The organism is Pontibacter sp. Tf4, from assembly GCF_014212495.1.
Classification (GTDB): domain Bacteria; phylum Bacteroidota; class Bacteroidia; order Cytophagales; family Hymenobacteraceae; genus Pontibacter.
Genome location: NZ_JACKZC010000010.1, coordinates 188,504 through 210,893 on the forward strand (window position 1 = coordinate 188,504; position 22,390 = coordinate 210,893).

The window sequence follows — 22,390 nt, forward strand, 5'->3', positions numbered from 1 at the left end:
GCTCCTGACGTCGCAATAGCTGCGCCACCGGAAATCTACAAGGCGCTCAACCCAAAGACTGTTATCACATTCGATAGTTACGACTTCGGCTATAGTTGATGTGTTAGCTCTTGGTTAGGGCAGATCATCTTTTCTCGTGGCTATAGTTTCTTGGGGCAGGCTGCGCCTGCCTGCTCCTGGTCTGTACCTATAGAACAATAGTTGAATCTATAGCAGTATCAGAGTTCCCCTCCTTGGACTACCGAGAAGCGATTTCGAAGGTAGCGAGCGTAGCTCTGAGGGGCAGGGGTGATTTGAAACCGGCAACTATAAGACGACTTGCTGAATCTATAGTAAAGGTACAGATTGTCCCTATGAGGGTACTATATGGGTGATAAAGCTGCAACTATAGCCCCTGCAGAAAGCCCTACCCTTCCTTGAGCAAACTAAAAACAAAAGCCCTATCAACCTTGACATGCTAGGCTGATAGGGCTTTTGTTCTTGATAGTCTAAACGTTACTCCGTTACCGCATCAAGCTCCTCGAATCTTGAATTCTTGCTCAGGAACTCCGGGACAATTGACTTCATTTTCTTTACAGCTTCTAACTCATCACCGTTCTTGCAAAGGGAAAGCAGGTCGTTAACGTCACTTACAACTTTGCCATACTTATACTCCCGCACTTTCGAGATCTTGATCTTATGGTGATGTGTTGGGATCGTTGTTTCTTCTTCGTTCAGCAACTCTTCAAACAGTTTCTCTCCTGGGCGTAGGCCTGTGTATACGATATCAATATCAACACCCGGTGTAAGACCTGCCAGCTTGATCATCTTATTTGCCAGGTTAACAATCTTCACCGGTTCACCCATATCAAATATAAAGATCTCGCCCCCCTGTCCCATCGTTCCGGCTTCCAGCACCAATTGTACCGCTTCCGGAATGGTCATAAAATAACGGGTGATATCCGGATGCGTAACAGTGATAGGGCCACCTTTCTGTATCTGAGAACGGAACCTTGGGATTACCGAACCATTGGAGCCAAGCACATTCCCGAAGCGGGTCGTGATAAAACGTGTTTGCTTCTCACTAAGAGCAGTACCATCCTGAGGGGCTTGCTGGCTAACTTTGTTCAGCGACTGAATATAAATTTCAGCAATGCGCTTCGAAGCTCCCATAATGTTGGTCGGGTTTACCGCTTTATCCGTAGAGATCATCACAAATTTCTCCACCTCAAACGTAATCGACAGGTCTGCCAGGTTTTTAGTGCCTAACACATTCGTTAATAAGGCTTCTGAAGGATTATTTTCCATCATCGGCACATGTTTGTAGGCAGCAGCGTGGTAAACAATCTGTGGGGTATGCTCTTTAAAAAGCGCGTACATCCGGTTAAAATTCTGAATATCAGCGATACATAACCTGATGTCAGCATCTGGGAAATGCTCTTCTATTTCTAATTGCAGCTCGTGCAACGGAGATTCTGCCTGGTCGCAGATAATAACTGTTTCCGGTTTGTAGTTAAGTACCTGCCTTACTATTTCAGAACCAATAGATCCGGCTCCGCCTGTTATCAGCACGCGCTTACCTTTCAGGTCGCGGTACAGTTTCTTGTTCTCGATCACGATCGGTGGACGCTGCAACAGATCTTCAATTTTCAGGTCCTGTATCTGGTTCATGCGCAGGTTACCGGACATCCACTCAGAGGTTGGCGGCACTGTCAGCACTTTTACACCAAGTTCTATCGCTCTTTCTACAAGTTTCTGGTTAGATGGCGCTTTCAGATCTTCGCTAAGAATAAGTAATTTTTCAACGCCAAGGCTATTATGCAACCTTCTTATGTCTTTGCTGCGGTAAACACGTATCTGTTGAATCGATTTATCAACCTTACTCGGGTTATCGTCAATAAAACCTGCAATATTATATCGGCCCATGCCGCTCGTTTCCAATGCCTGTTTTACCAGCAGCGAAAACCCATTAGCGCCATAGATCAGAACCGTTTCTCTTACTCCACCTGTGCTGCGTTTGATATAATAGAAAAGTGCTTTGGCCCCTATTCGCAGCATGATCAGCAGGGACGAAGAAATGAAGAAGTTGACCAGCAGTACAACAAAGATGTTTACCGAGCGCAGATGGAACATCGGCCCTACAAATAAGGCAACCGCCGTACCGTAAACTACACTGGAAATAAAAACAGCCGAAAAGATACGGTAGATATCATCCGTGCCCGAATAACGGATCAAACCAGTATGAATGCGCATGGCAAACGATACAGCTAGATAAACAAGGCAGTACAACCCTACATAGATCGTAAAATGGCCTCTTAAAAGATCAGTAAATTCGAACTGACGAATGAGCAGAAAAGAAAAGACAAATGCCCAGCTGGTAATTACCTGGTCGATCAGTAAAATGATCCATTTAGGTAATGACTTATTAAGTAAAAATGTTTTCATGTATGGGTGAATAATGGCTATTGCCATCGCTAAACAGATGACAAGTTACGCAACTTCTGTGCAATTTGTTAAGGCAGTATCGGCAGTTTTGATACAACTCCAAAACCTGTTATTAGTTTTGTTTAATCCTGCTATTTACTCAAATAACTTAAAATTGCGCCGCTAAGTTACTAAATAACTGTAACACAAGCACAAACTATAGTAACATAGATTTCTAACTAACGCAGGACTATAGCACAATATTATAAAAACATAAAAGGGCAATAATTACTTACAGCCCTTTACTATTTCAAAAAAAGTAAAAAAATTAAGCTGTTACTTTCTCAAGGCAACGTTTCATGATAGTTGTTACACGTGCCAGATCTTCGGAGGTAAGGTTAGAACCAGAAGGAAGACAAAGTCCATTATTAAATAAATTTTCGCAGGTACCATCTCCATAAAACAGAGCATCTGCAAAAACAGGTTGCAAATGCATCGGCTTCCATAATGGTCTACTCTCAATATTCTCCTTTTCTAACGCAAGTCGTAGCTCCTCCCGGTCTGTGCCCGAAGCCGGATCTACCAGAATTGTGGTTAGCCAGCGATTGGAGTAAAAATCGGATGTTGGTTCTTCAGGTAAAGTAATAGCTGCTTTTTCTGCAAAAGTTTCTGCATAGTAACTATAGTTCTGACGGCGCTGTGATACTCTATCCTGAAGTACTTCCATCTGACCACGGCCAATACCGGCGCAGATATTACTCATACGGTAATTATACCCAATGTGTGAGTGCTGGTAATGTGGCGCGTTATCGCGCGCTTGGGTAGCCAGGAAACGTGCTTTCTTTATCCACTCTTCATTAGTAGAAACCAACGCACCACCACCCGAAGTAGTAATGATCTTGTTTCCGTTAAAGGACAGGATGCTCATCGCACCAAAAGTACCCAATTTTCTGCCTTTATAGCTCGAACCTAAGGCCTCAGCTGCGTCTTCTACCACTGGTATCTCATACTTGTCAGCAATCTCCATGATGCGGTCCATTTCGGCAGGCATGCCGTACAGGTGCACCACAATAATAGCTTTTGGCATTTTGCCTTTGCTGATCCTGTCCTGAATAGCCTTCTCCAAGTACTCCGGCGACATGTTCCAGGTGCGGTCTTCGCTATCTACAAAAACAGGCGTTGCTCCCTGGTAAGAAATCGGGTTGGCAGATGCGGAGAAGGTCATCGACTGACAGATTACTTCATCACCTGCTTTTACGCCAAGTATAATAAGAGCTAAATGCAAAGCAGCAGTACCCGAACTAAGTGCTGCCACATGTACATCATTCCTTAAAAAGCTTTCCATGTCTTTTTCAAAGCCATCTACGTTAGGCCCCAGTGGGGCTATCCAATTTGTATCGAAAGCTTCTTTTACATACTTCTCTTCAGTTCCTCCCATGTGTGGGGAAGAGAGCCATATTTTGTTATTCATTGTTCTATTCATGAAACTTAATTGGTTTAGCAGGAATACCTACAGCGGTACAATTTGCTGGAAGAGTTTTTGAAACAACGGCACCAGCACCAACTATTGTATTTTCCCCAATCTCGAGTTGATTAATTATTTTAGCACCTGTTCCTATATATACACACTCACCAATTTCAACCTCCCCAGAAATATTTACAGATGGCATAAATGAGCAGTAATTTGAAATATTTGTATCGTGACCAACAGTACAGGATAGATTTAATATTACATGAGAGCCAATATTAATATTAACAGTAAGAATATTGCCTGCAGTAATTATACTTCCATCACCAACCTTAACATCTTTATCACCCATTAACACGGTAGGATGAATAAGAATTGGGTAGCGTAAATTAGTGTTTTGTATTTGGGAGATTACTTTCTTTTTAATTTTAGGATCACCTATTGCGAATACAACAAATAGCTCATTTGGCTGATTATTTAACTGATCTATACCCCCAAGCACCTGATAACCATACAACTCCTCACCTACAGCAACTCCATCATCATAAAAGCCTACAATTTCCCATGAATCCTGTTTTTGGTTAATTTGTTCTATAAGCATGGCTACTTCGCGGCCAAAACCTCCTGCTCCAAAAATGGCAATTTTCTTCTTCATTTATAAATGTGTGTTACCAGTAAATTTTTCCATTGTGGCTGCTGTTGCTGAATTTATCCCATCTGATTTAAAGACCTTCTGAATTGTCAAAAATATTATTTTCAGATCGAGTAGGAACGAAATATTATCCACATACCATACATCATACTTAAATTTTTCGCTCCAGCTTATAGCATTTCTACCATTAACCTGAGCCCAACCGGTTATTCCGGGTTTGACTTCATGTCTCCTTTTTTGAACTTCATTGTAAAGAGGAAGGTATTCTACCAGCAAAGGACGCGGACCTATCAGACTCATATCGCCTTTGATCACGTTTAGCAATTGTGGTATCTCATCTAAAGATGTTTTGCGCACAAATTTACCAATTGTCGTCAATCTTTTACTGTCTGGCAATAATTCTCCTTGAGAATCTGTCATGTCATTCATCGTTTTAAACTTAATAACATGAAAAACCTTACCGCCTTTTCCAGGCCGTGGCTGTAGAAATAAAGATTCCCCTTTGTTAGCTACTTTTAAAAGGATTAAAATAATTACGAAAACAGGCAGTAATACAAGTAAAGCCACTGAAGCTATTAACCTATCCAGAATGGATTTAAAGAATGCACTATACATTATTGCAACTATAATTAACCATAACAGATGACTAAGCTTTACCAACTTTTGTAGTGCCCAATATCTGATTGTAAATTTCAAAAACTTCTTTACCTGTTTTATTTACATCCATAATTGATTTAACCTTTTCTCCACCAGCTAATGCCATTCTTTTAATTTTATCATAATCAGTAAAAGATTTTTTAATGGATTCTGCTATTTCATTAGGGGCTCCCGGATTTATCAGATAACCTGTTTCATTGTCTACTACAATATCCGGAAAACCTCCTACATTAGTAGCAATTGTTGGCACTTCTAGTAACAAGGATTCTGCGGCACCCCCTAAGTTTTCACTATAGGATGGATGCACCACTAAATCAATATCTGCATAAAGCTCGGGGACATCATTTCTGGAACCAAGGAAATAGATGTTGTCTCCACATAATTCTCTGCCCATATTAATTAGTTTCTGCTCATATGCTACAGCACCATTCCATGCTCCGCCTACAACAATAGCCTTTATCTTATTATTTTCCTTTATACATTCAGATACACCAATAAAAAAATCTTCATGCCCCTTTATCCCGTTCTTTTGACCTATATAAGGCTTGGGCGGATACATAAAAGCAACCATACCAACTATAAAATCATTATCTTTTAAACCGAGTTCAGATCTTAACTTTCCTTTTCTGTGTTTCTTTACAAAAGTCAGATCTGTTCCGTAGTACGACAGAAAAACTTTCTTCTCAGAAATACCTGATGAGGTGTATTTATTCTTCGTCCAATTACAAGACGCAACCCAATAATCGTACTTATTGCTTGTTAAAAGGTCTGCATTTCTAAAGATAAAGTGCTCCAAATGTAAAGGGCCCGGTACCTGAAATACTATGGGGATATGCAATGAATTAAATAGCCTGTAGAGTCGGACAAAAAGAGTTGTTATTACAAAATGGCTATGTATAAGATCTGGTTTAAAGTCATTAACTGCTTTTTTAAATTCCCTGAATGCATAAGCTTGTTTAACTGGGTTAACGGTATAATTCAGTTCATAAACTTTTATTCCTTCAGCTAAATACTTGTCCCACATTTTACCTTTAGGCATACAAACTGCCACCTGAATACCTTGCTCAAGAAGCACTTTAATTTGCCTATATGCCCAGGTTGCTCCGTCTGCTGTCTTTATTAATTGAAGTACCCTCATTGAGCTGTAAAGTATAGTTACCTGTTTTATGATCTATAATTTTATGAATGCTCAAGGAAGTAGGCTTTCATAAAATTTCAAACGTCTTTGTGTTAATATTTCTGTTGAATATAATTTTGCTTCTTCCAAATTTCTTGCTGCTAGCCTCATCATGACCTCCGGATGCTCCAACAGATACTTTATCTTTTTATACAATGCTTCAGCATTATCTTTGGGAACGATCATTTCTTCATCGAGCAGCTCAGGTATACCGCCTACATTTGTACCAATGCACGGCAATCCTTTTGCCATTGCTTCAACTAAAGCCCTAGGCAATCCTTCTGTTCTCGAAGCAAGAACAAACATATCAGATTCATCCAAATACTTTTGAACTCCATCACCTGATAGCACCTTCCCAGGAAAGCGTACATAGGAGCTTATATTTAGATTTCTGGCTATTTGCTCGACTTCGCTTTTGTATCTACCATCTCCTAGCCATGTTAGTTTGCATAAGATACCGTCATCAAGCAGCATTTTAATTGCCTTAAGTACTATGTCTGGGGCCTTGTACATTTGCTCCAATGAACCAACAGAGATTATCTCAATGCTTTTCTCATTAGATTTTGTTTTCGGCGAGCTTGCAAATGTTGCGCTATCCAGAATTACATTGGATGCATATGTATTGAAAGCCGAAGCATCACAAGGATATCTTCTTTGAAGTTGCTCTTTCGTGACAAATAAGGCAGAATATGCATTTTTAACAATGGTCTTCAGTTCCTTAGTAAAATAGAGCCTGAGAAAAGAGCGCAGAGGATGGTTTACAGCACCTGGAGCAAATACATCGTATGGATCACCAACTACTTCAACCCCATATCTTATTTTTTTTTCACGACAAATATTAGAGGCTAATTTACCCAGTATGCCGGGCACCTTGAGTATGTAGACATTACCCGGCGTAATATAATGCTCTAATTGGTGCTTAATTGAAAAATAGTTTTTAACGAATCCTCCTATACCTAGATATCCGGTTAACGGCAGTACTTGGACATTGGCCCCTTCAACTAATTCCTCTTTGATGACCAAACAATCTTCTGCACTTGTAACCCTGCCTACAACATAAACCTTTTCAAAGACATCTAAATACCGCTGAAAATACTTGTATGTGTGTGTGCCATCCGCTGTAAATAAACTTCCGGATTTATCTTTTATAAAGCGAGCTTCGGTAATGTAAACTAGTTCCAAAATCCTATTTAAGCTTTTCCATGAATAAACTAAAACAATTGTGAGCAGAATATTTCTCTTTCGCCCAGTCAGCACATGTATATCTGCTTCTATTATCGCTCTGATAAATATCTAATAGTTTAGAGACAGCACCATCGACATCCTTTGGAGCTACTAACTGTTTATGTAGACTGTATGGTACTGTCTCTAGGATCGGATTAATGTTAGACGCTACAAAAGGTAAACCTATTACCATTGCCTCTATAAGGGCATTTGGCTGCCCTTCAGTCAGAGAGGGGAAATAAAATGCGTTTAATGTCTTTAATACTTTGTTAACATCAGATCGATATCCTAATAACTTAACCTGATTGCCGAATTTAGACTCTTTAATAATTTCACCTAAGTTTTCATCTACACCTTTTCCACATAAAACAAAGTAAATGTTGGAATCATAAGTGGAAAGCCTCTTTATAACCTGTATTATAGTTTGATGATTTTTTGCATTATCGAACCTGCCTACATGTCCAATCACAAATGATTCATCCGGTATAGAAAGCTCATTTCTCAAGTTACCGGTTCCTTCACAAAATTTGGCACTATCTATACCATTAGAGATTACTTGATATCTTTTATCATCAACTGATCTATCATGAAAGAAGAAATTTAGCGCAGATTTGGAGTTCGATAATATATAATCTGCATTATCCATTACTAGCTTTTTTACCATACTATTATAATATAGCCTAATTTTGTCTTCCTTGAAGCGATTAGTTGCTCCCCTGTAAAATGCGATCCTCTTTTTTACCCCAACGAGCTTTGCGATAAACAGCGGTATACCGGCAAAGTTACCCGTAAAGTCACATATAGCATGTATTTTATCAGAGCTTAATAATTGATATATGTTTATAAATTGCTTTATATTAAAGAAACCACCTCCTACTTTCAAAAGTTTTATATTCTTTATTTGCTGGTAATCCCCTAATAGGTCTCCATATTGGTTGCTTTTACAAACTACAATAGGTAATATTTCACCCTCGGAGTACTTTAGAAAACGTAGCAAATAGTTCTCTATCCCACCAGCATTTAAGGAGGTCACAAAAAACGCTATCTTTTTCATTTCAATAACCTGCATAAAAAGTATTTATTAACAACTAGTAATATAACTGTCCAAATTACTAACTTCATATTAAACAGGTAGGATGATCTAGCTATATAGATAGCATAGCTGAGGTATATTATAAGAAAAGCATGAGAAAGCAAGCTGGGCAGCTTTCTAGAATACATAGAAATCTCTGCGTATCTCATAGAGTACCCAAATAGAAACATACCAACAATGACTCCTGGCAGTCCGAAGTCAAAATAAAAATCTGCAATACAGGTGGTCCCATCGCCAGACCTCCAGTAATCGCCTTGGTTGATCCAGGTTACAAACGAAGCAGACCCCTTGTATTTGAAGTCATTGTTATCGAAAATCAATGTATTGAATGCACTGACAAAAGGTACAACAATTGACAACTGCTGAAATTGAAAACGACCAAAGAGGAAATCATGATTCGATGGAATATAGCTAACAGTTGTATGCAGGGTCCTGACGGACCCTGCAAGCTCTTGTGTCTGTGGCAAATAAGACTGCTCTGCATACTTACTCTCACTTTTAACACCCTCTATGATTCTGGACTGGAAGTCTAGCTCTTTGTCTAAGCTCCTTGCAATTCCCAAGATAGACATCAATGAAGCACTGGCTATAACAATTAAAACAGCATATTTAAACTTTAACTTCTCCTTTGAAACAAAGAAGTAGCCTGTACCCATGCTTAGCCCAATTGTCATTATCGGTCCTCTGTCTCCACTTATGACTACTGATACCAAATAAACACCAATCAGAAATAGAAAGAAGTAACCCTGCTGAAGCAAATAGCTACTAAAGCTTTTAGGTTTGGCTTTGCTCAAGATTATATTTCTGCTATTCTGAACAATAATCGCAAAAACAGAGACCGTAAATATTAGTATAGCATATGTAGCACTAGCCCCCATCTCCTCGCTACCATAGTAACCTAATAGGTACCGAGGATTAACAGTATAGAAATAAATTGCCAAAGAAACAAAAGCCAAAAAGGTTAAAGCTTTTGTGCTTCTAGGTTTTTCTGGTGCTGATATAAAATTTGCTACAAATCTATGATACATGGAATAACCTAGTAAAAAACTTAATAATCCAATAACAGATAGTACAAACGCTTTTAAAACAACATTCCTGTTAACCCATATGAAATCATTATTTTCAGTAACGTTTCCAAGTACAAAATCCAAGTAATACTGAAAGTGGACTATAGTAAAGCCAATAAGTACAAGTGTAGAATGCTTTAAAAGTTGGCCTTTTAAAAGTTCGAATTTCTCCTTTTGGAAAGTGTGTATCGTCAACACAACTAACACCAGTATCAGCAGTAGCCCCATTACTTCTCTGTCCATTGTTTCAGGAACAAAAAAGTAATATATAGACAAAAGTATTATAAGAATAAGATATGATAATCTTTGCAACATAGATAAATCTACTTCTTTATAAACCTAGATTCATCTAAGTTTAAGAGAAAATCTTTCTTTTGAACAGGATTCATGCCGTAGGCAGGTACACTGATATTTTGTATTTTGGATATAAAATCCGATGTTTTCCCAACTACCCTTGCTGGATTTCCCGCAACTATCAAACCATCTTCTACACTTTTTGTCACAATGGATCCTGCGCCAATTATTACATCGTCACCTAATGTAACCCCAGGCATTATGTATGCACCTTCACCTATATAAGTATAATTCCCTATCTTTATTTTTCCAAAATAATCCAAATTACTATATTTCTTCCTTTGTGACCAAAGCCCTCCATGTGTAAAAAAAGATACATTTTTGGCAACCCTTACATGATCTCCAATTTCAATAAGATATGGCTCAGATGGAAAATTTTTTGTCGAAATCAAACAACCCTTGCCAATCTTAACACCGATGTACCTTGCATACCTTTCAGGTGCCCAAAATTTATATCTGTATTTATTTAATATCTTGCCAATCATATAGGTTGTTTCTTAAGAAGATTAAAAAGTGCCTTATATTCGCTTTTCAAATCGGCAACTCCTATAATTTGTGTTAGTACCAAGTATAATCCCACGCTAATCGGAAGTAAAGCAATTGAATTGATACCTGTTAGCCCCAATGTATTCTTCGCATAAATAGATATACCACTTATTGTGAGAGATACTAAAATAATTTTCAAGGTAATTAGCATTTCACGCAATGCTATACCTTTTATGATCTTTCTACAATAATGTAAATTAATTAAGTAGCTTAAAATACTGGTTATAACGAAGCCATTTAATAAGATGGTTAGATCAAGGTAATACACTCCTACAATGATACTAATTGATTGTATTACTTTCTTCACTATTTCGAGGTAGAGTATTTTATGGGTTTGGTCATAAACTTTAAAAATGACTCTATTGAACATTTCCTGCATGTAGAAGAAAGAAGCGATTGCGAGCAACTGAATGTAAACTGCTGCTTCGCCCCAACTTTTACCATATAATAGCAGAATTAAACTCTCGCTGTATACATATAATATAGAGGTTAGCAAGCCCATTACAATAGTAAAAAGTAACACTATTTTTGTATATGTCTTACGAAGCAATTCAGTCTCATCCTGAATTTTAGACAGAGATGAAAATACAACACCTAAAGTTGTTGATTTTATAATTCCTACTGGAACTTCCTGCAATTTTTTTGCCTGAAAGAATAATCCTACTTGGCTTATTGAGAAGTACCTACCTAAAATCAATTGGTAAATATTATCAAAAGCTGTATTAAGTATGGATGCTAACGTTGTGTTCATTCCAAATGAGTACAGGCTTTTAAATGAATCGCGTCTGAACGTCAGAGAAAAAAACATTCCCTCAAATCGCCAAAGAATAATTGTAGTGAATAAAGCAGTAGTCAACTGCATGATGACCAATGCCCATACACCCATTCCCAACATTGCAAACAATATCCCAACAATTGAGCCGATACAAACTGCAACAAAGCGGTATTTTGACTTTTCCTTAAACTTCAAGTCCCGCATTAAACGGGCATTCTGCGTAATTTGAAATGCATTTACAATTAAAATAAGGGAGGAAACCAGCAGAATATTCTGAAGCGAGCTGTCGTTATAAAAGTCAGAAATATAACCAGAGGAGACAACCAATAGTAAAAAACAGACCAAACTTATCCACAAGTTAAACACGAAAACAGTTGAGTAATCATCTTGTGTTACCTCTTTCTTTCTTACTAAAGCACCTGCCAACCCGCTTTCAGTAAGCACATTAGCAAGTATAATAAAAAACATTATGACACCTACTTGTCCAAACTCATATGGTGTTAAAATGCGTGCAAGTACGATATTAGACAACAAGGAAATAATCATTGTCCCGAATTGGCCAACTACCGACCACAATGTCCCATGAAAAATATCCCTGTTAAGCTGACTCATCGAATCTTAAGACTTTATGTTTAGCCATTTCCTAGTGCAACTGGTAACTCCAATACTATTTGCTAGCCGAATTCCTATACCAGTTTGCAGCAATTACTAAGCCTTCCAATACAGAAAGCAAAGGGCTATAATTGATTATCCTACTGGCTTTACTTATATCGGCTAAACTATGCTTTACATCTCCTTTTCTCTCTTCTCGATATTGAGGAGATATACTCACACCAGCAATTTCAGATATTTTATTCCATAATTGATTTAAAGTAGTACGTTCTCCAAAAGCAATATTAACAACTTCATGCTGTGTTATATCGGTAGCTAGCATTGCCTTGATATTAGCCTGCACTGCATTCTCCACAAATGTAAAATCACGGCTAGTCTCTCCATCACCATTTATAAAAGGTGACTCTCCTTTTAAAGCAGATTCTATAAATAATGGAATAACTGCAGCATAAGGCCCCTTAGGATTTTGCTTTGGACCAAACACATTAAAGTAACGGAGACCTATGGTATGGAAATCGTAGGTTTTAGAGAAGACATCCCCATACAATTCATTCACATACTTGGTAATGGCATAAGGAGAAAGTGGCTTACCAATTTTATCTTCTACTTTAGGCAAACCCGGATGATCACCGTAGGTACTTGAGCTAGCAGCATACACCATTTGCTTCACACCTGCATCGCGGGCGGCAACCAACATGTTTAGGAATCCACTTACGTTTACATCATTGCTAGTTATAGGATCATTTATAGAACGAGGGACAGAACCTAGTGCTGCCTGATGGCTCACATAGTCAATTCCATTCAAAGCTTTTCTGCAGGTTTCCAAATCACGGATATCTCCTTCTAACAATTCAAAAGCAGGATTAGCTTTGAATTCTTCGATATTGGCGTGTGAACCCGTAGAAAAGTTATCTAATACTCTTACTTTGCCAGCACCATACTTTAACAGGTACTCTACAATATTAGAACCTATGAAGCCGGCACCGCCAGTTACTAAAAAGCTGTATTGACTGAGATCTTCAGTATGATAAAGGGTTTCGTACACTTCTGTGAGAAATTTTGAATGATGAATTAGGAATTATAAATGGGTAGTAATCAAACCAACCCTAACCCCTCCTTATCTAAGGCGTTGAATTTTGTTGTTTTGTCATCTCGAACTGCGTGAGAGATCTATCTGGTATTCTATTTAGATTTCTCACTTCGTTCGAAATGACAATTTGTTGTTACAGTCTTGCGTCTACCGACTCCTTTGGCAGTACGCCTTTTACGTCGTAGATCACGGCATTTTCTTTGCAGAGTTTACTTAGGTCTAAAGTTTTGAATTCATCGTGGGAAACGGCAAGTATAACAGCATCGCAGTTGCTGGTACCATTTAATTCTTTTATAGAATCCCATCCATACTCATGTTTTACTTCTGCGGGTTCAGCCCATGGATCATAGATAGTGATGTTAGTATCGTAGTCTTTAAATGTGTGTAGGATATCTACGACTTTTGTGTTGCGTACATCCGGACAGTTCTCTTTAAAGGTGATACCGAGAACTAAGATGTTAGCACCTTTTACTGGTATTTCCTTTTTCACCATCAGCTTAATCACTTCATGTGCTACGTACTCGCCCATACCGTCGTTCAGCCTTCGACCTGCCAGGATAATCTCTGGGTGGTATCCAACTTCCTGTGCTTTCTGCGCCAAGTAGTATGGGTCAACGCCAATACAGTGACCGCCAACTAAGCCTGGTTTAAACTTCAGGAAATTCCATTTCGTACCAGCTGCCTGTAGTACCTCATCTGTATCGATCTCCAGACGGTTAAATATTTTTGCCAGCTCGTTTACAAAAGCAATGTTTATATCGCGCTGTGCGTTCTCAATAACTTTAGCGGCCTCAGCTACTTTTATTGTGGTGGCTTTATGGGTACCGGCCACTATAACAGCTTTGTAAAGTTGGTCTACTTTCTCGGCAGCTTCAGGTGTAGAGCCGGAAGTTATCTTCAGTATCTTGGCTACTGTATGTTCTTTATCTCCCGGGTTGATACGTTCCGGGGAGTAACCTGCAAAAAAGTCCACATTAAATTTAAGGCCAGAAACGCACTCCAGTACTGGTACGCATTCGTCTTCTGTTACACCAGGATAAACCGTAGATTCATAGATAACAATATTACCACGCTTTAGCACTTTCCCTACTGTCTCACTGGCTTTATAAAGCGGCGTCAGATCAGGGCGGTTATGCTTATCAACTGGAGTTGGTACGGTAATAATATAAAAGTTGCAGTTTTCAATTTTAGCTAGGTCGTTGGTGCAATACAAACCTGTAGGAGTTGAGCAGTCATTTGAAAGTACTTCTTTGAGTTTGCCTTCTTCAACTTCTAGCGTATGATCATGGCCTTCACTAAGCTCTTTAATTCTTGCTTCATTTATATCGAAGCCAAATGTTTTAAATTTTTTAGCAAACTCTACTGCCAACGGCAGGCCAACATAGCCTAAACCGATCACAGCTATTTTAGCATCTTCTACTAAAGCTATACCAGACATTTTTATTATTCTATAGTTTGTTATTCGATTCTTTTCTTACACTTCAATCCGCATCCCCTTTTTAAATACCCTTCTAAGGGATGTCTTGCTAAATTCATTATATCCGTATCCATAGCCATAGCCATAAGCTTCCTTCATATCTGCATCATTCAGCACGATCATTGGGTGCTTCAGTTTCTTATTCTGATAAATATCATCCACAATAGCGATTTGGGACTTGAAAGTATAGTTGTAGCGAACAATATATACAGACGCGTCGATAAGTGGTGCCAGCGTAAAGGCATCAGCCACCTGTCCGGCCGGTGAAGTATCCAGCAACACATAATCAAATTGCTCTCGCAATTCTGCCAGCAAATACCCCACCTTAGGGCTCATCATCAATTCGGCAGGGTTAGGCGGAATAGGACCCGATCCGATAGCGTATAAGCCTGTCACTTCCGGCGATGGTATCAGGATATCCTGAATACTTAGTCGTTCGTCGATGATATAATTCGTGATACCTGTTTCATTAGACAGTTCCATATCCTGCAGCAGCCGTGGTTTGCGCAGGTCGAAATTCACTAATACTACCCGTTTGCCGGTTAAAGCCAGGCTGGCGCCCAGGTTAATGGTAAAGAAGGTCTTGCCTTCGCCACTCATACTAGACGTTATCATGATCACTTTGCTATCTTTACCTAAGGTAGCAAACTGCAGGTTAGTACGGATCAGGCGGAATAGCTCCGCTACGGTGCTGCGGCTGTTCTCTGTTACCACCAGTTTCTCAAAGGTATCGTTATGAGCAATCTCCCCTAAAATAGGAGTATCAGTTGCTTTCTTCACATCCTGCTGCGTCTGCACTCGATCATTCAACAACTCTTTGATATAGATGCCTGCAAACGGAATACCTAAACCAACCAGAAAAGCCAGCAGGTAGACCAATTGCTTTTTAGGTTCTACAGGTTTATCGCCGGAAATAGCAGGATCGATAATGCGGGAATTAGCTACTGTTGCGGCAAGGGATAGCGCAGATTCTTCGCGCTTTTGCAGCAGATACAAATACAAGCCTTCTTTTATGCTCTGCTGGCGCTTGATCTCGATCAGGTCTTTCTCGATACTTGGCACCTCTTTGATGCGGGACTCGAACTGTGCAGAACTTGCCTGCAGGTTGTTACGGGTAATGATAAGCCCATCCTTTATGTTGCGCAGGTTCTCCAGGATATTGCCACGCAGGTTTCCTAATTGTTCATTTATATTCTGTACCAATGGGTTACCTGGTTGCGATACACGTAATAAACGTTTCCGTTCCAGCTGTAGTTCGTTGAATTTGGAGATCAGTCCTAACAAGGTTGGGTCCTGAATGGTAAGTGTACTAGGTACCAGTTCAAACTGGCTTTCCTGTTTTAGCAGGTAGTTCTCTATCGACTCCAGCACATCGATCTGGATAGCCCACTCCGACAGCTGACGGTTATATTCACTTGCTTTCTCCAGGTACAGTTTTGCTTCAGAACTTACATCTGTTACACGATTATCCTTCTTATAGCTCTCAACATCTTCTTCTACTACGGAAAGCTCCGATGTCAAATACTTCAACCTTTCATCGATGAATTGGATAGTACTGCCGGCAATAAGGTTCTTATCTTCAACAGCTTCTTTGTTGTAAACTTCTACCAACTTATTCAGGATAGCTACACCTTTAGCCGGAACCGGGTCTATCAAGCTCAGGCTAAGCACACTGGCATTCTTGTTTACCGGAGCAACCGTAAGCTTTTGGTTGTAGTAATCTGCTACTTGCCGGATGTCATGGAATTTAACCGTAACCTTCTTATTTTTTGCAGTATTAGGAGTGCCTGCTACTACCGTAAAAATTCCGTAAGGCTTTTTTACCTGCTCCCCAAACTTATGGCTGGTTACAGTGCCATCCTCATCGATCTGATACCCGTTTTTGCCTGTCGCTTGTACGACAATACTTTTGTTAAAAGCGGAAGAGTCCAGCTTGCTTACGATCACCTTCAACGGCATGGAAGCACCATAGATCTCTGTGCTCTTTACACGGCCGTCTACATAATAGGAGGTATTCAGGGCAAGTTCCTGCAGCACCCGGTTCATTAAGCTTTTCGACTTCAGTATCTCGATCTCGTTATCAATATTTTTTCCAGCCTGGAACAGGTTCAGATCATCGAGTACTGCATTCTCTGCCAAAGAAGGACCTTTTTTATCATCTTTTATTAGAAGTGTGCTGCTAATACGATATTGTGGAGTACTATAGCGTAGATACACAAATGCTACAGCACCTGCAACTATAACGCCTATCACAAACAGGTACCAGTACCGAAGATACTTTTGCAGTACTTCTTTTAGATTTATCTCTTCAGATTCGAGCTGAAATATTTCCTTTTCCGACATAAAAACGGATACTAATTAAAATAATCTGGTAGCAATAACTATAGCTAATGAAGTAAGTGAAGTGATGACAGCTAAGGTACGGGTGTTGGTACTTGCCTGCACCTGCTTCATTTTATCCGGCTCTACATATACCACATCATTCTGTTGCAGGTAAAAGTAAGGAGAGCTTAGTACTTCTTTTTTGTTCAAATCCAATCTGGTTATAGTTCTGGTCCCTGCTTCTTCACGCATCACAATCACATTCTCACGCTTACCAAACGGCGTCATATCGCCGGCCATACCTAAAGCTTCTAAGATAGATATTTTCTCAGCAGGAACAGTAAAAGTAGAAGGCCGGTTCACTTCCCCTATCACTGTTACCTTAAAGTTCATATTTCGGATACTCACTACAGGGGCTTTTAAATACTTCCGAAGTTCGGTTGTAAGTGTTTCCCTGGCTTCCTGCTTGGTAAGTCCTGCCAGTTTTACTCTGCCTACAACCGGGAAATCAATAAAACCGTCTTCGCTCACCAGGTATCCTTCCAACTTGCTCTCATTGACTGCCAGCATTCCCCGGTTAAACTGTATATCAGATTCCGGACTCTCGCTGCTTACGGTAATGCTCAGCAGGTCGTTCGGCTGGATTTTAGATACAGTAACATTTTTTATTTCTTCGGAATAGGTGGCCTGTTCCTTCAGATCACTAAAATAGGCCAGGTTACGTGTAGGGCCGCAAGACGAGAAAGTCAGTAGAACTGCAAAAAAGAATAGCCTTAAGTTCATTTATACAAGGGTGATGAAAAGCACTTAGTACATTGGTTGTATCTAAATACTATTTTAATGTTGGAACAAGAATGCAAATGTAAAATTTTATAAGCTGAAAACTTAGCTATTTATATAAAATCTTAGGTACTTAACAGTTATATTGCATTAGTTACAGAGAGTCTGAGCAAATATAAGTACAACTCCTAAAAACGAAAAAGCCTGTCAACGTTAACGCTTACAGGCCCTCGATATTATTAACGGACTTATTATCTTCTGAATCTGAACGGACTCCTACGGTGTGCGGTGATGTTATACATCACTTTTACTGTTGCCGTTAAGTAGGCATCATTTTTACCTGTTAATGGGCTTTTGTAACCATAGCTTGTATTGTCAAGATAGTCCGTGGTAGTGAAATTAACATTTAGTTCCGGAGCTATAGTTAGCTGTTTAGAGTACTGAATCTTAATCCCACCGCCCAATGGTGCAACTAAGGCTATATCAGGGTAACTAGTCGCATCAGGAAAATCAACTCCTTGTCTCTCAATTGAAGAAGAAGAAGTGTACATTACTACGCCTACCCCAGCTTTAACATAAGGGACTAATAGTCTTAAATTCCTTGACCGTGTAAAGCGTGAGCCTACATAGGTATTCGTTAAATTATAAATTAATGATGCGGAAGCTTCAACAGCATGAGTTTTAAAAGTAACATCATCCTTGTTTACCCTTTCTCTCTCTCTTGCGTCCTCTTTACCATTAATATTCAAATAGCCTAAACGTCCTTCAACACCAAAACTGTTTGAGAATTGGTAAATTGCACCTACATTTAATGTCGGCCCCATACCATTGTTTTTCAAAACACCATATTTATCTAAATCGCCGCTATCACCCTCATTCTCACTATTCATCACAACTAAACCCGGCGAAGCAAACACTGTCCAGCTTGGTTTGAATTTGCGTTTGTAGGGGCTTCTGAACTTGGCGGTGCTGCTGCCGCGCTGAGCTAATACGTCGGTAGCGCCTATAGACAGGATAAGAGCAAAGGCAGCTATTATAAATTTGTAATTCATGGGCCTGAATAAAGGTCTATGTTAAAGTATGATCTTATGCAATCAAGTCACAAGTATACATATAATTGCACAAATATATTGTATTCTTAATTAATTTTCTTTCAATTTTTATAATATTCTTTGTCTATAATGAAGAAAGTCATCATATTTCAGCAATTTGTTTAACTCATAATCACCTATAGACCAATCCTTTTATTATATTACTTTCACCATTTTACCTTTGGTATGCTGTGTCTGTATATGTTTTAGTGCTTCGGCAGCTTCATTTAAACTATAGTTTTTACTTACAAGCGCTTTCAGTTTACCGGTTTCTACCAATTCACACAGGTGATCCAGTAGTTTGGAGTTTGGCTCTACAAACAAGCAGGTAAAGTCTATAGTTTTGTAAAGCTCTAGGCCACGATTTAGTATGGATACAAGATTACCAGCCGGTTTTAGTGCCCACAAACTTTGCTATAAAGTGTCACCGCTGGCTCAACCAAATATCAAGTCTACTGTTTCTTGCCTAAACCTTTTTGCTGCTTCGCCTATATGCTCAGTTTTATAGTCTATCGTATGGTCGGCACCGAGTTCTCGCATAAAATCATAGTTTTCTGACTGGCTACTCCTATTACGGTTGCTCCTTTGGCTTTGGCTAACTATAAGTCTAAACTTCCAACACCACCTGAAGCTCCAAGTATAAGAACGGTCTGCCCGCTTTGTAATTGCCCAGCATCAAACAACGATTGATAGGCAGTAACTCCTACCAATGGGATACCCGCAGCTTCTTCCCATGAAACAGACTGTGGGCGCAACGCCAGATAACTTTCTGACAGTACAATATATTCGGCAAAGGTGCCGTACTGTACCACAGGCCTGCGGTATAGGCATACACCTCATCACAAATAATAAATCTTCGGGCACTCCCCCCGGTCTTCCACTATTCCGGCTACGTCCCAACCGGGTATGGTCGGAAACTTTTGTGGCAGAAAATTCTTCAGGTATCCCTCCCTCACCGCATAGTCCACAGGGTTTACGCCACAGCTTTTACACTAATCAGCACTTCTCCTACTTCTGGAATGTCTATAGTTTCTACCTGTACTTTGTCAGAACTACCAAACTCATTGAATGAGGCTGCCCGCATCTGTTTTGCCATAGTTCCTTGTTTAAGTCCCGCATATCCAAACATCATAGGTACGCAACTATAGAAATGCTGTTGGCAGGAACTTTTCAGCTACATAAAACTTTGCGTCTTTTAAACCCTGAGCCTGCTGTTTGGTCAAATAAACGCTTAAAAAAACAAATAGGTATAAAAGCCACTTATTAATCAGTAAATGTTATTTTTAAGCCGCATTTGGCGCTAACTTTTTATAGTTGCGGTCATCAGGAACAGATACAAAATTTTCAAATTTAAAAACAATCTAACTAACAATTTATGCAATCTACTAACGCTGGAGAGCGCAAGGGTAAACTGAAATCACAGTTCAGATACCTGGTGCTTGGAGCAGCCTTTATGTGTGCCTTTGATGCATCGGCACAGTATGGCACCAAAGCGCCGAAAAAGACACCTTTTATTAACAAAGCCAACATGGGACTGGGTGTGAAGCCGGGTGATGACTTTTATACTTATGCCAATGGCGCATGGTTAAAGGCAAATCCGGTTCCGGCCAAAGAGACACGCTGGGGAAGCTTTAACGAGCTACGCGATTTCAACATCAAGGCTGTGCAAAGTATCCTGAATGAGGCTGCTGCAAACAAAAATACCAAAGCAGGTTCTGTTGAAAAACGGGTAGGTGATTTTTATGCTGCTGCCATGGACAGCGCTGCGATCGATAAGCTTGGCTATTCTCCAATAAAAGCAGACCTGGAGCGCATTAAAACTATAACCGATGTGAACGGAATACTAAACGAGGTAGCGTACCTGCGTACTTCAGGTGCCGGCGCACCAATGTTCGGTTTTTATGTAGGCCAGGACCGCAAGAACGTGGAGAATATGGTGCCACAGCTGAGCCAGGGCGGCACTACCCTACCCGACCGCGATTACTATCTAAAAGATGATGCCCGCAGCACCAAAATTCAGGAAGCTTACAAGAACTATGTCACCACGCTGTTCACGCTGACTGGTGTAGATAATGCTACAGCGCAGAAAAATGCAGAGACCATTTTCAACTTAGAAAAGAAAATGGCTGCTGCCCAGATGGCGCGTGTGGAGATGCGCGACCCGTACAAGACCTACAACAAATTTGCCGTAGCCGACTTCAGCAAAACTACTCCTAACATGGACTGGAAAATGCTGCTATCAAAAATGAAAGTTACTGGCCAGGACACTGTATTGGTAAACTCGCCTAAGTTTTTCACAGAACTGAACGGTTTACTGACCAGCACGCCGGTTACTGACTGGCAGACTTACCTGCAGTGGAATGTACTTAAATCGGCGGCGCCTTACCTGAGCGCTGACTTTGCAAATGCCAACTTTGCTTACACGCAGGCATTAACAGGCCAGAAAGTACAGACACCACGCTGGCAACGTATGTCGCAGCTGACTGACGGAACTATTGGTGAGCTGCTGGGCCAGTTGTATGTAGCCAAGCACTTTAAGCCGGAAGCCAAAGCCCGTATGGATGAAATGATCGCTAACCTGATCAAGGCATACGAGATCCGCATCAAAGGCCTGGATTGGATGAGCGCTGAGACCAAAGAAAAAGCGTTGGCCAAACTGCATGCTTTCCGCCCTAAAGTTGGCTACCCTAACAAATGGGAAACATATGACGGACTTACCATTTCCCGCGATGCTTTCTTCCAGAACGTGCGTAACGCCGGCGAGTGGGGCTATACTAAAATGGTGAACCAGTTGGGCAAACCGGTTGATCGTGAGCGCTGGGGTATGACCCCACCAACTGTGAACGCCTACTATAACCCGGTGATGAACGAGATTGTGTTTCCGGCGGGTATCCTGCAGTTCCCATTCTTTGACCCGAATGCCGATGATGCTGTGAACTACGGTGGAATTGGTGCGGTGATCGGTCATGAGATTTCCCACGGATTCGACGACTCTGGTAGCCAGTACGACAAAGATGGCACCCTCCGCAACTGGTGGACAGCCGAAGATTTAACCAAGTTTAAAGCCAAAGCTGCTGCGCTTGCCGCCCAGTACGATGCCTATACTGTACTCGATACGATACATGTAAATGGCAAACTGACTTTAGGGGAGAACATCGGTGACCTGGGTGGCCTGAGCGCTGCTTACGAAGCCTTTAAAATGACCAAGCAAGGTAAGTCAAACAAGAAGATAGATGGTTTTACGCCTGATCAGCGTTTCTTCCTGGCCTGGGCACAGGTTTGGAGAGCGAACACGCTCCCGGAAACTGCCGCCCAGCTTATCCTGACAGACTCGCACTCACCGGGGCAGTACCGCACTATAGGTGCACCAGTGAACATGGATGCCTGGTATAAAGCCTTCAACGTGAAGCCTGGCGACAAGCTTTACAAAAAACCGGAAGACCGAATCAGAATCTGGTAATTACCAGCTAAGATTTGTCTTGTCCTGAAATAAGTTGACGGATTTTAGACGAAATTACTTTTTAAATTGAGACCTCCAATGCGTTTGTGTTGGAGGTTTTCTTTTTCCACTGTTTTACCTTTAGTTTGCTTTGCCGGTGCAT

At 40.3% G+C, this 22,390-nt stretch carries 19 protein-coding genes; 1 reads left to right on the top strand and 18 read right to left on the bottom strand.

Annotated features, from left to right (window positions below; all coding sequences use genetic code 11):
- Positions 1–495 precede the first annotated feature (495 nt).
- The 18 genes from H7F15_RS16825 to H7F15_RS19575 form a co-directional block, all read right to left on the bottom strand.
- Positions 496–2,424 carry a nucleoside-diphosphate sugar epimerase/dehydratase gene (locus tag H7F15_RS16825; RefSeq protein ID WP_185198159.1) on the bottom strand — a complete coding sequence of 643 codons (1,929 nt, stop codon included), beginning with the start codon at positions 2,422–2,424 and terminating at the stop codon, positions 496–498.
- Between the two features lie 307 nt (positions 2,425–2,731).
- On the bottom strand, positions 2,732–3,874 hold the full coding sequence (locus H7F15_RS16830) for a DegT/DnrJ/EryC1/StrS aminotransferase family protein (protein ID WP_185198160.1): 1,143 nt from the start codon (positions 3,872–3,874) through the stop codon (positions 2,732–2,734).
- A gap of 4 nt (positions 3,875–3,878) precedes the next feature.
- Positions 3,879–4,526, bottom strand: a complete 648-nt coding sequence (locus H7F15_RS16835; protein ID WP_185198161.1) for an acetyltransferase — start codon at positions 4,524–4,526, stop codon at positions 3,879–3,881.
- Complete coding sequence (locus H7F15_RS16840) at positions 4,527–5,138, bottom strand: sugar transferase (protein WP_185198181.1); 612 nt, start codon at positions 5,136–5,138, stop codon at positions 4,527–4,529.
- 31 nt (positions 5,139–5,169) lie between these two features.
- Positions 5,170–6,318 carry a glycosyltransferase family 4 protein gene (locus H7F15_RS16845; RefSeq protein WP_185198162.1) on the bottom strand — a complete coding sequence of 383 codons (1,149 nt, stop codon included), beginning with the start codon at positions 6,316–6,318 and terminating at the stop codon, positions 5,170–5,172.
- A gap of 51 nt (positions 6,319–6,369) precedes the next feature.
- Positions 6,370–7,539, bottom strand: a complete 1,170-nt coding sequence (locus H7F15_RS16850) for a glycosyltransferase family 4 protein (protein ID WP_185198163.1) — start codon at positions 7,537–7,539, stop codon at positions 6,370–6,372.
- 4 nt (positions 7,540–7,543) lie between these two features.
- A complete protein-coding gene (locus tag H7F15_RS16855; protein WP_185198164.1) occupies positions 7,544–8,635 on the bottom strand; it encodes a glycosyltransferase in 1,092 nt (363 codons plus the stop codon).
- A complete protein-coding gene (locus H7F15_RS16860) occupies positions 8,632–10,056 on the bottom strand; it encodes an O-antigen polymerase (protein WP_185198165.1) in 1,425 nt (474 codons plus the stop codon). Before H7F15_RS16860 ends, H7F15_RS16855 begins: the two co-directional genes overlap by 4 nt.
- 8 nt (positions 10,057–10,064) lie before the next feature.
- A complete protein-coding gene (locus H7F15_RS16865; protein ID WP_185198166.1) occupies positions 10,065–10,580 on the bottom strand; it encodes a DapH/DapD/GlmU-related protein in 516 nt (171 codons plus the stop codon).
- The gene (locus H7F15_RS16870; RefSeq protein ID WP_185198167.1) at positions 10,577–12,028 is read right to left on the bottom strand and encodes a lipopolysaccharide biosynthesis protein; all 1,452 of its coding nucleotides are present in this window, start codon (positions 12,026–12,028) and stop codon (positions 10,577–10,579) included. Before H7F15_RS16870 ends, H7F15_RS16865 begins: the two co-directional genes overlap by 4 nt.
- A 55-nt stretch (positions 12,029–12,083) precedes the next feature.
- Complete coding sequence (locus H7F15_RS16875; RefSeq protein WP_185198168.1) at positions 12,084–13,073, bottom strand: SDR family oxidoreductase; 990 nt, start codon at positions 13,071–13,073, stop codon at positions 12,084–12,086.
- Positions 13,074–13,251: 178 nt separating this feature from the next.
- Positions 13,252–14,556 carry a nucleotide sugar dehydrogenase gene (locus H7F15_RS16880; protein WP_185198169.1) on the bottom strand — a complete coding sequence of 435 codons (1,305 nt, stop codon included), beginning with the start codon at positions 14,554–14,556 and terminating at the stop codon, positions 13,252–13,254.
- Between the two features lie 36 nt (positions 14,557–14,592).
- Positions 14,593–16,938 carry a tyrosine-protein kinase gene (locus tag H7F15_RS16885; RefSeq protein ID WP_185198170.1) on the bottom strand — a complete coding sequence of 782 codons (2,346 nt, stop codon included), beginning with the start codon at positions 16,936–16,938 and terminating at the stop codon, positions 14,593–14,595.
- A 15-nt stretch (positions 16,939–16,953) separates the two neighbouring features.
- Positions 16,954–17,700: a polysaccharide biosynthesis/export family protein gene (locus H7F15_RS16890; RefSeq protein ID WP_185198171.1), complete on the bottom strand. Its 747-nt coding sequence runs from the start codon at positions 17,698–17,700 to the stop codon at positions 16,954–16,956.
- A gap of 248 nt (positions 17,701–17,948) precedes the next feature.
- Positions 17,949–18,749: a DUF6089 family protein gene (locus H7F15_RS16895; protein WP_185198172.1), complete on the bottom strand. Its 801-nt coding sequence runs from the start codon at positions 18,747–18,749 to the stop codon at positions 17,949–17,951.
- 195 nt (positions 18,750–18,944) lie between these two features.
- On the bottom strand, positions 18,945–19,196 hold the full coding sequence (locus tag H7F15_RS19355; protein WP_221627108.1) for a zinc-binding dehydrogenase: 252 nt from the start codon (positions 19,194–19,196) through the stop codon (positions 18,945–18,947).
- A gap of 191 nt (positions 19,197–19,387) precedes the next feature.
- Positions 19,388–19,600: a hypothetical protein gene (locus H7F15_RS19360; protein WP_221627109.1), complete on the bottom strand. Its 213-nt coding sequence runs from the start codon at positions 19,598–19,600 to the stop codon at positions 19,388–19,390.
- A 161-nt stretch (positions 19,601–19,761) separates the two neighbouring features.
- Complete coding sequence (locus tag H7F15_RS19575; RefSeq protein ID WP_255481296.1) at positions 19,762–19,884, bottom strand: hypothetical protein; 123 nt, start codon at positions 19,882–19,884, stop codon at positions 19,762–19,764.
- 432 nt (positions 19,885–20,316) lie between these two features.
- On the opposite strand from H7F15_RS19575, the gene H7F15_RS16905 reads away from it, so the two are divergent.
- Positions 20,317–22,248 (top strand): M13 family metallopeptidase, encoded by a 1,932-nt coding sequence (locus H7F15_RS16905; RefSeq protein ID WP_255481304.1) that lies wholly within the window; start codon positions 20,317–20,319, stop codon positions 22,246–22,248.
- Positions 22,249–22,390 lie beyond the last annotated feature (142 nt).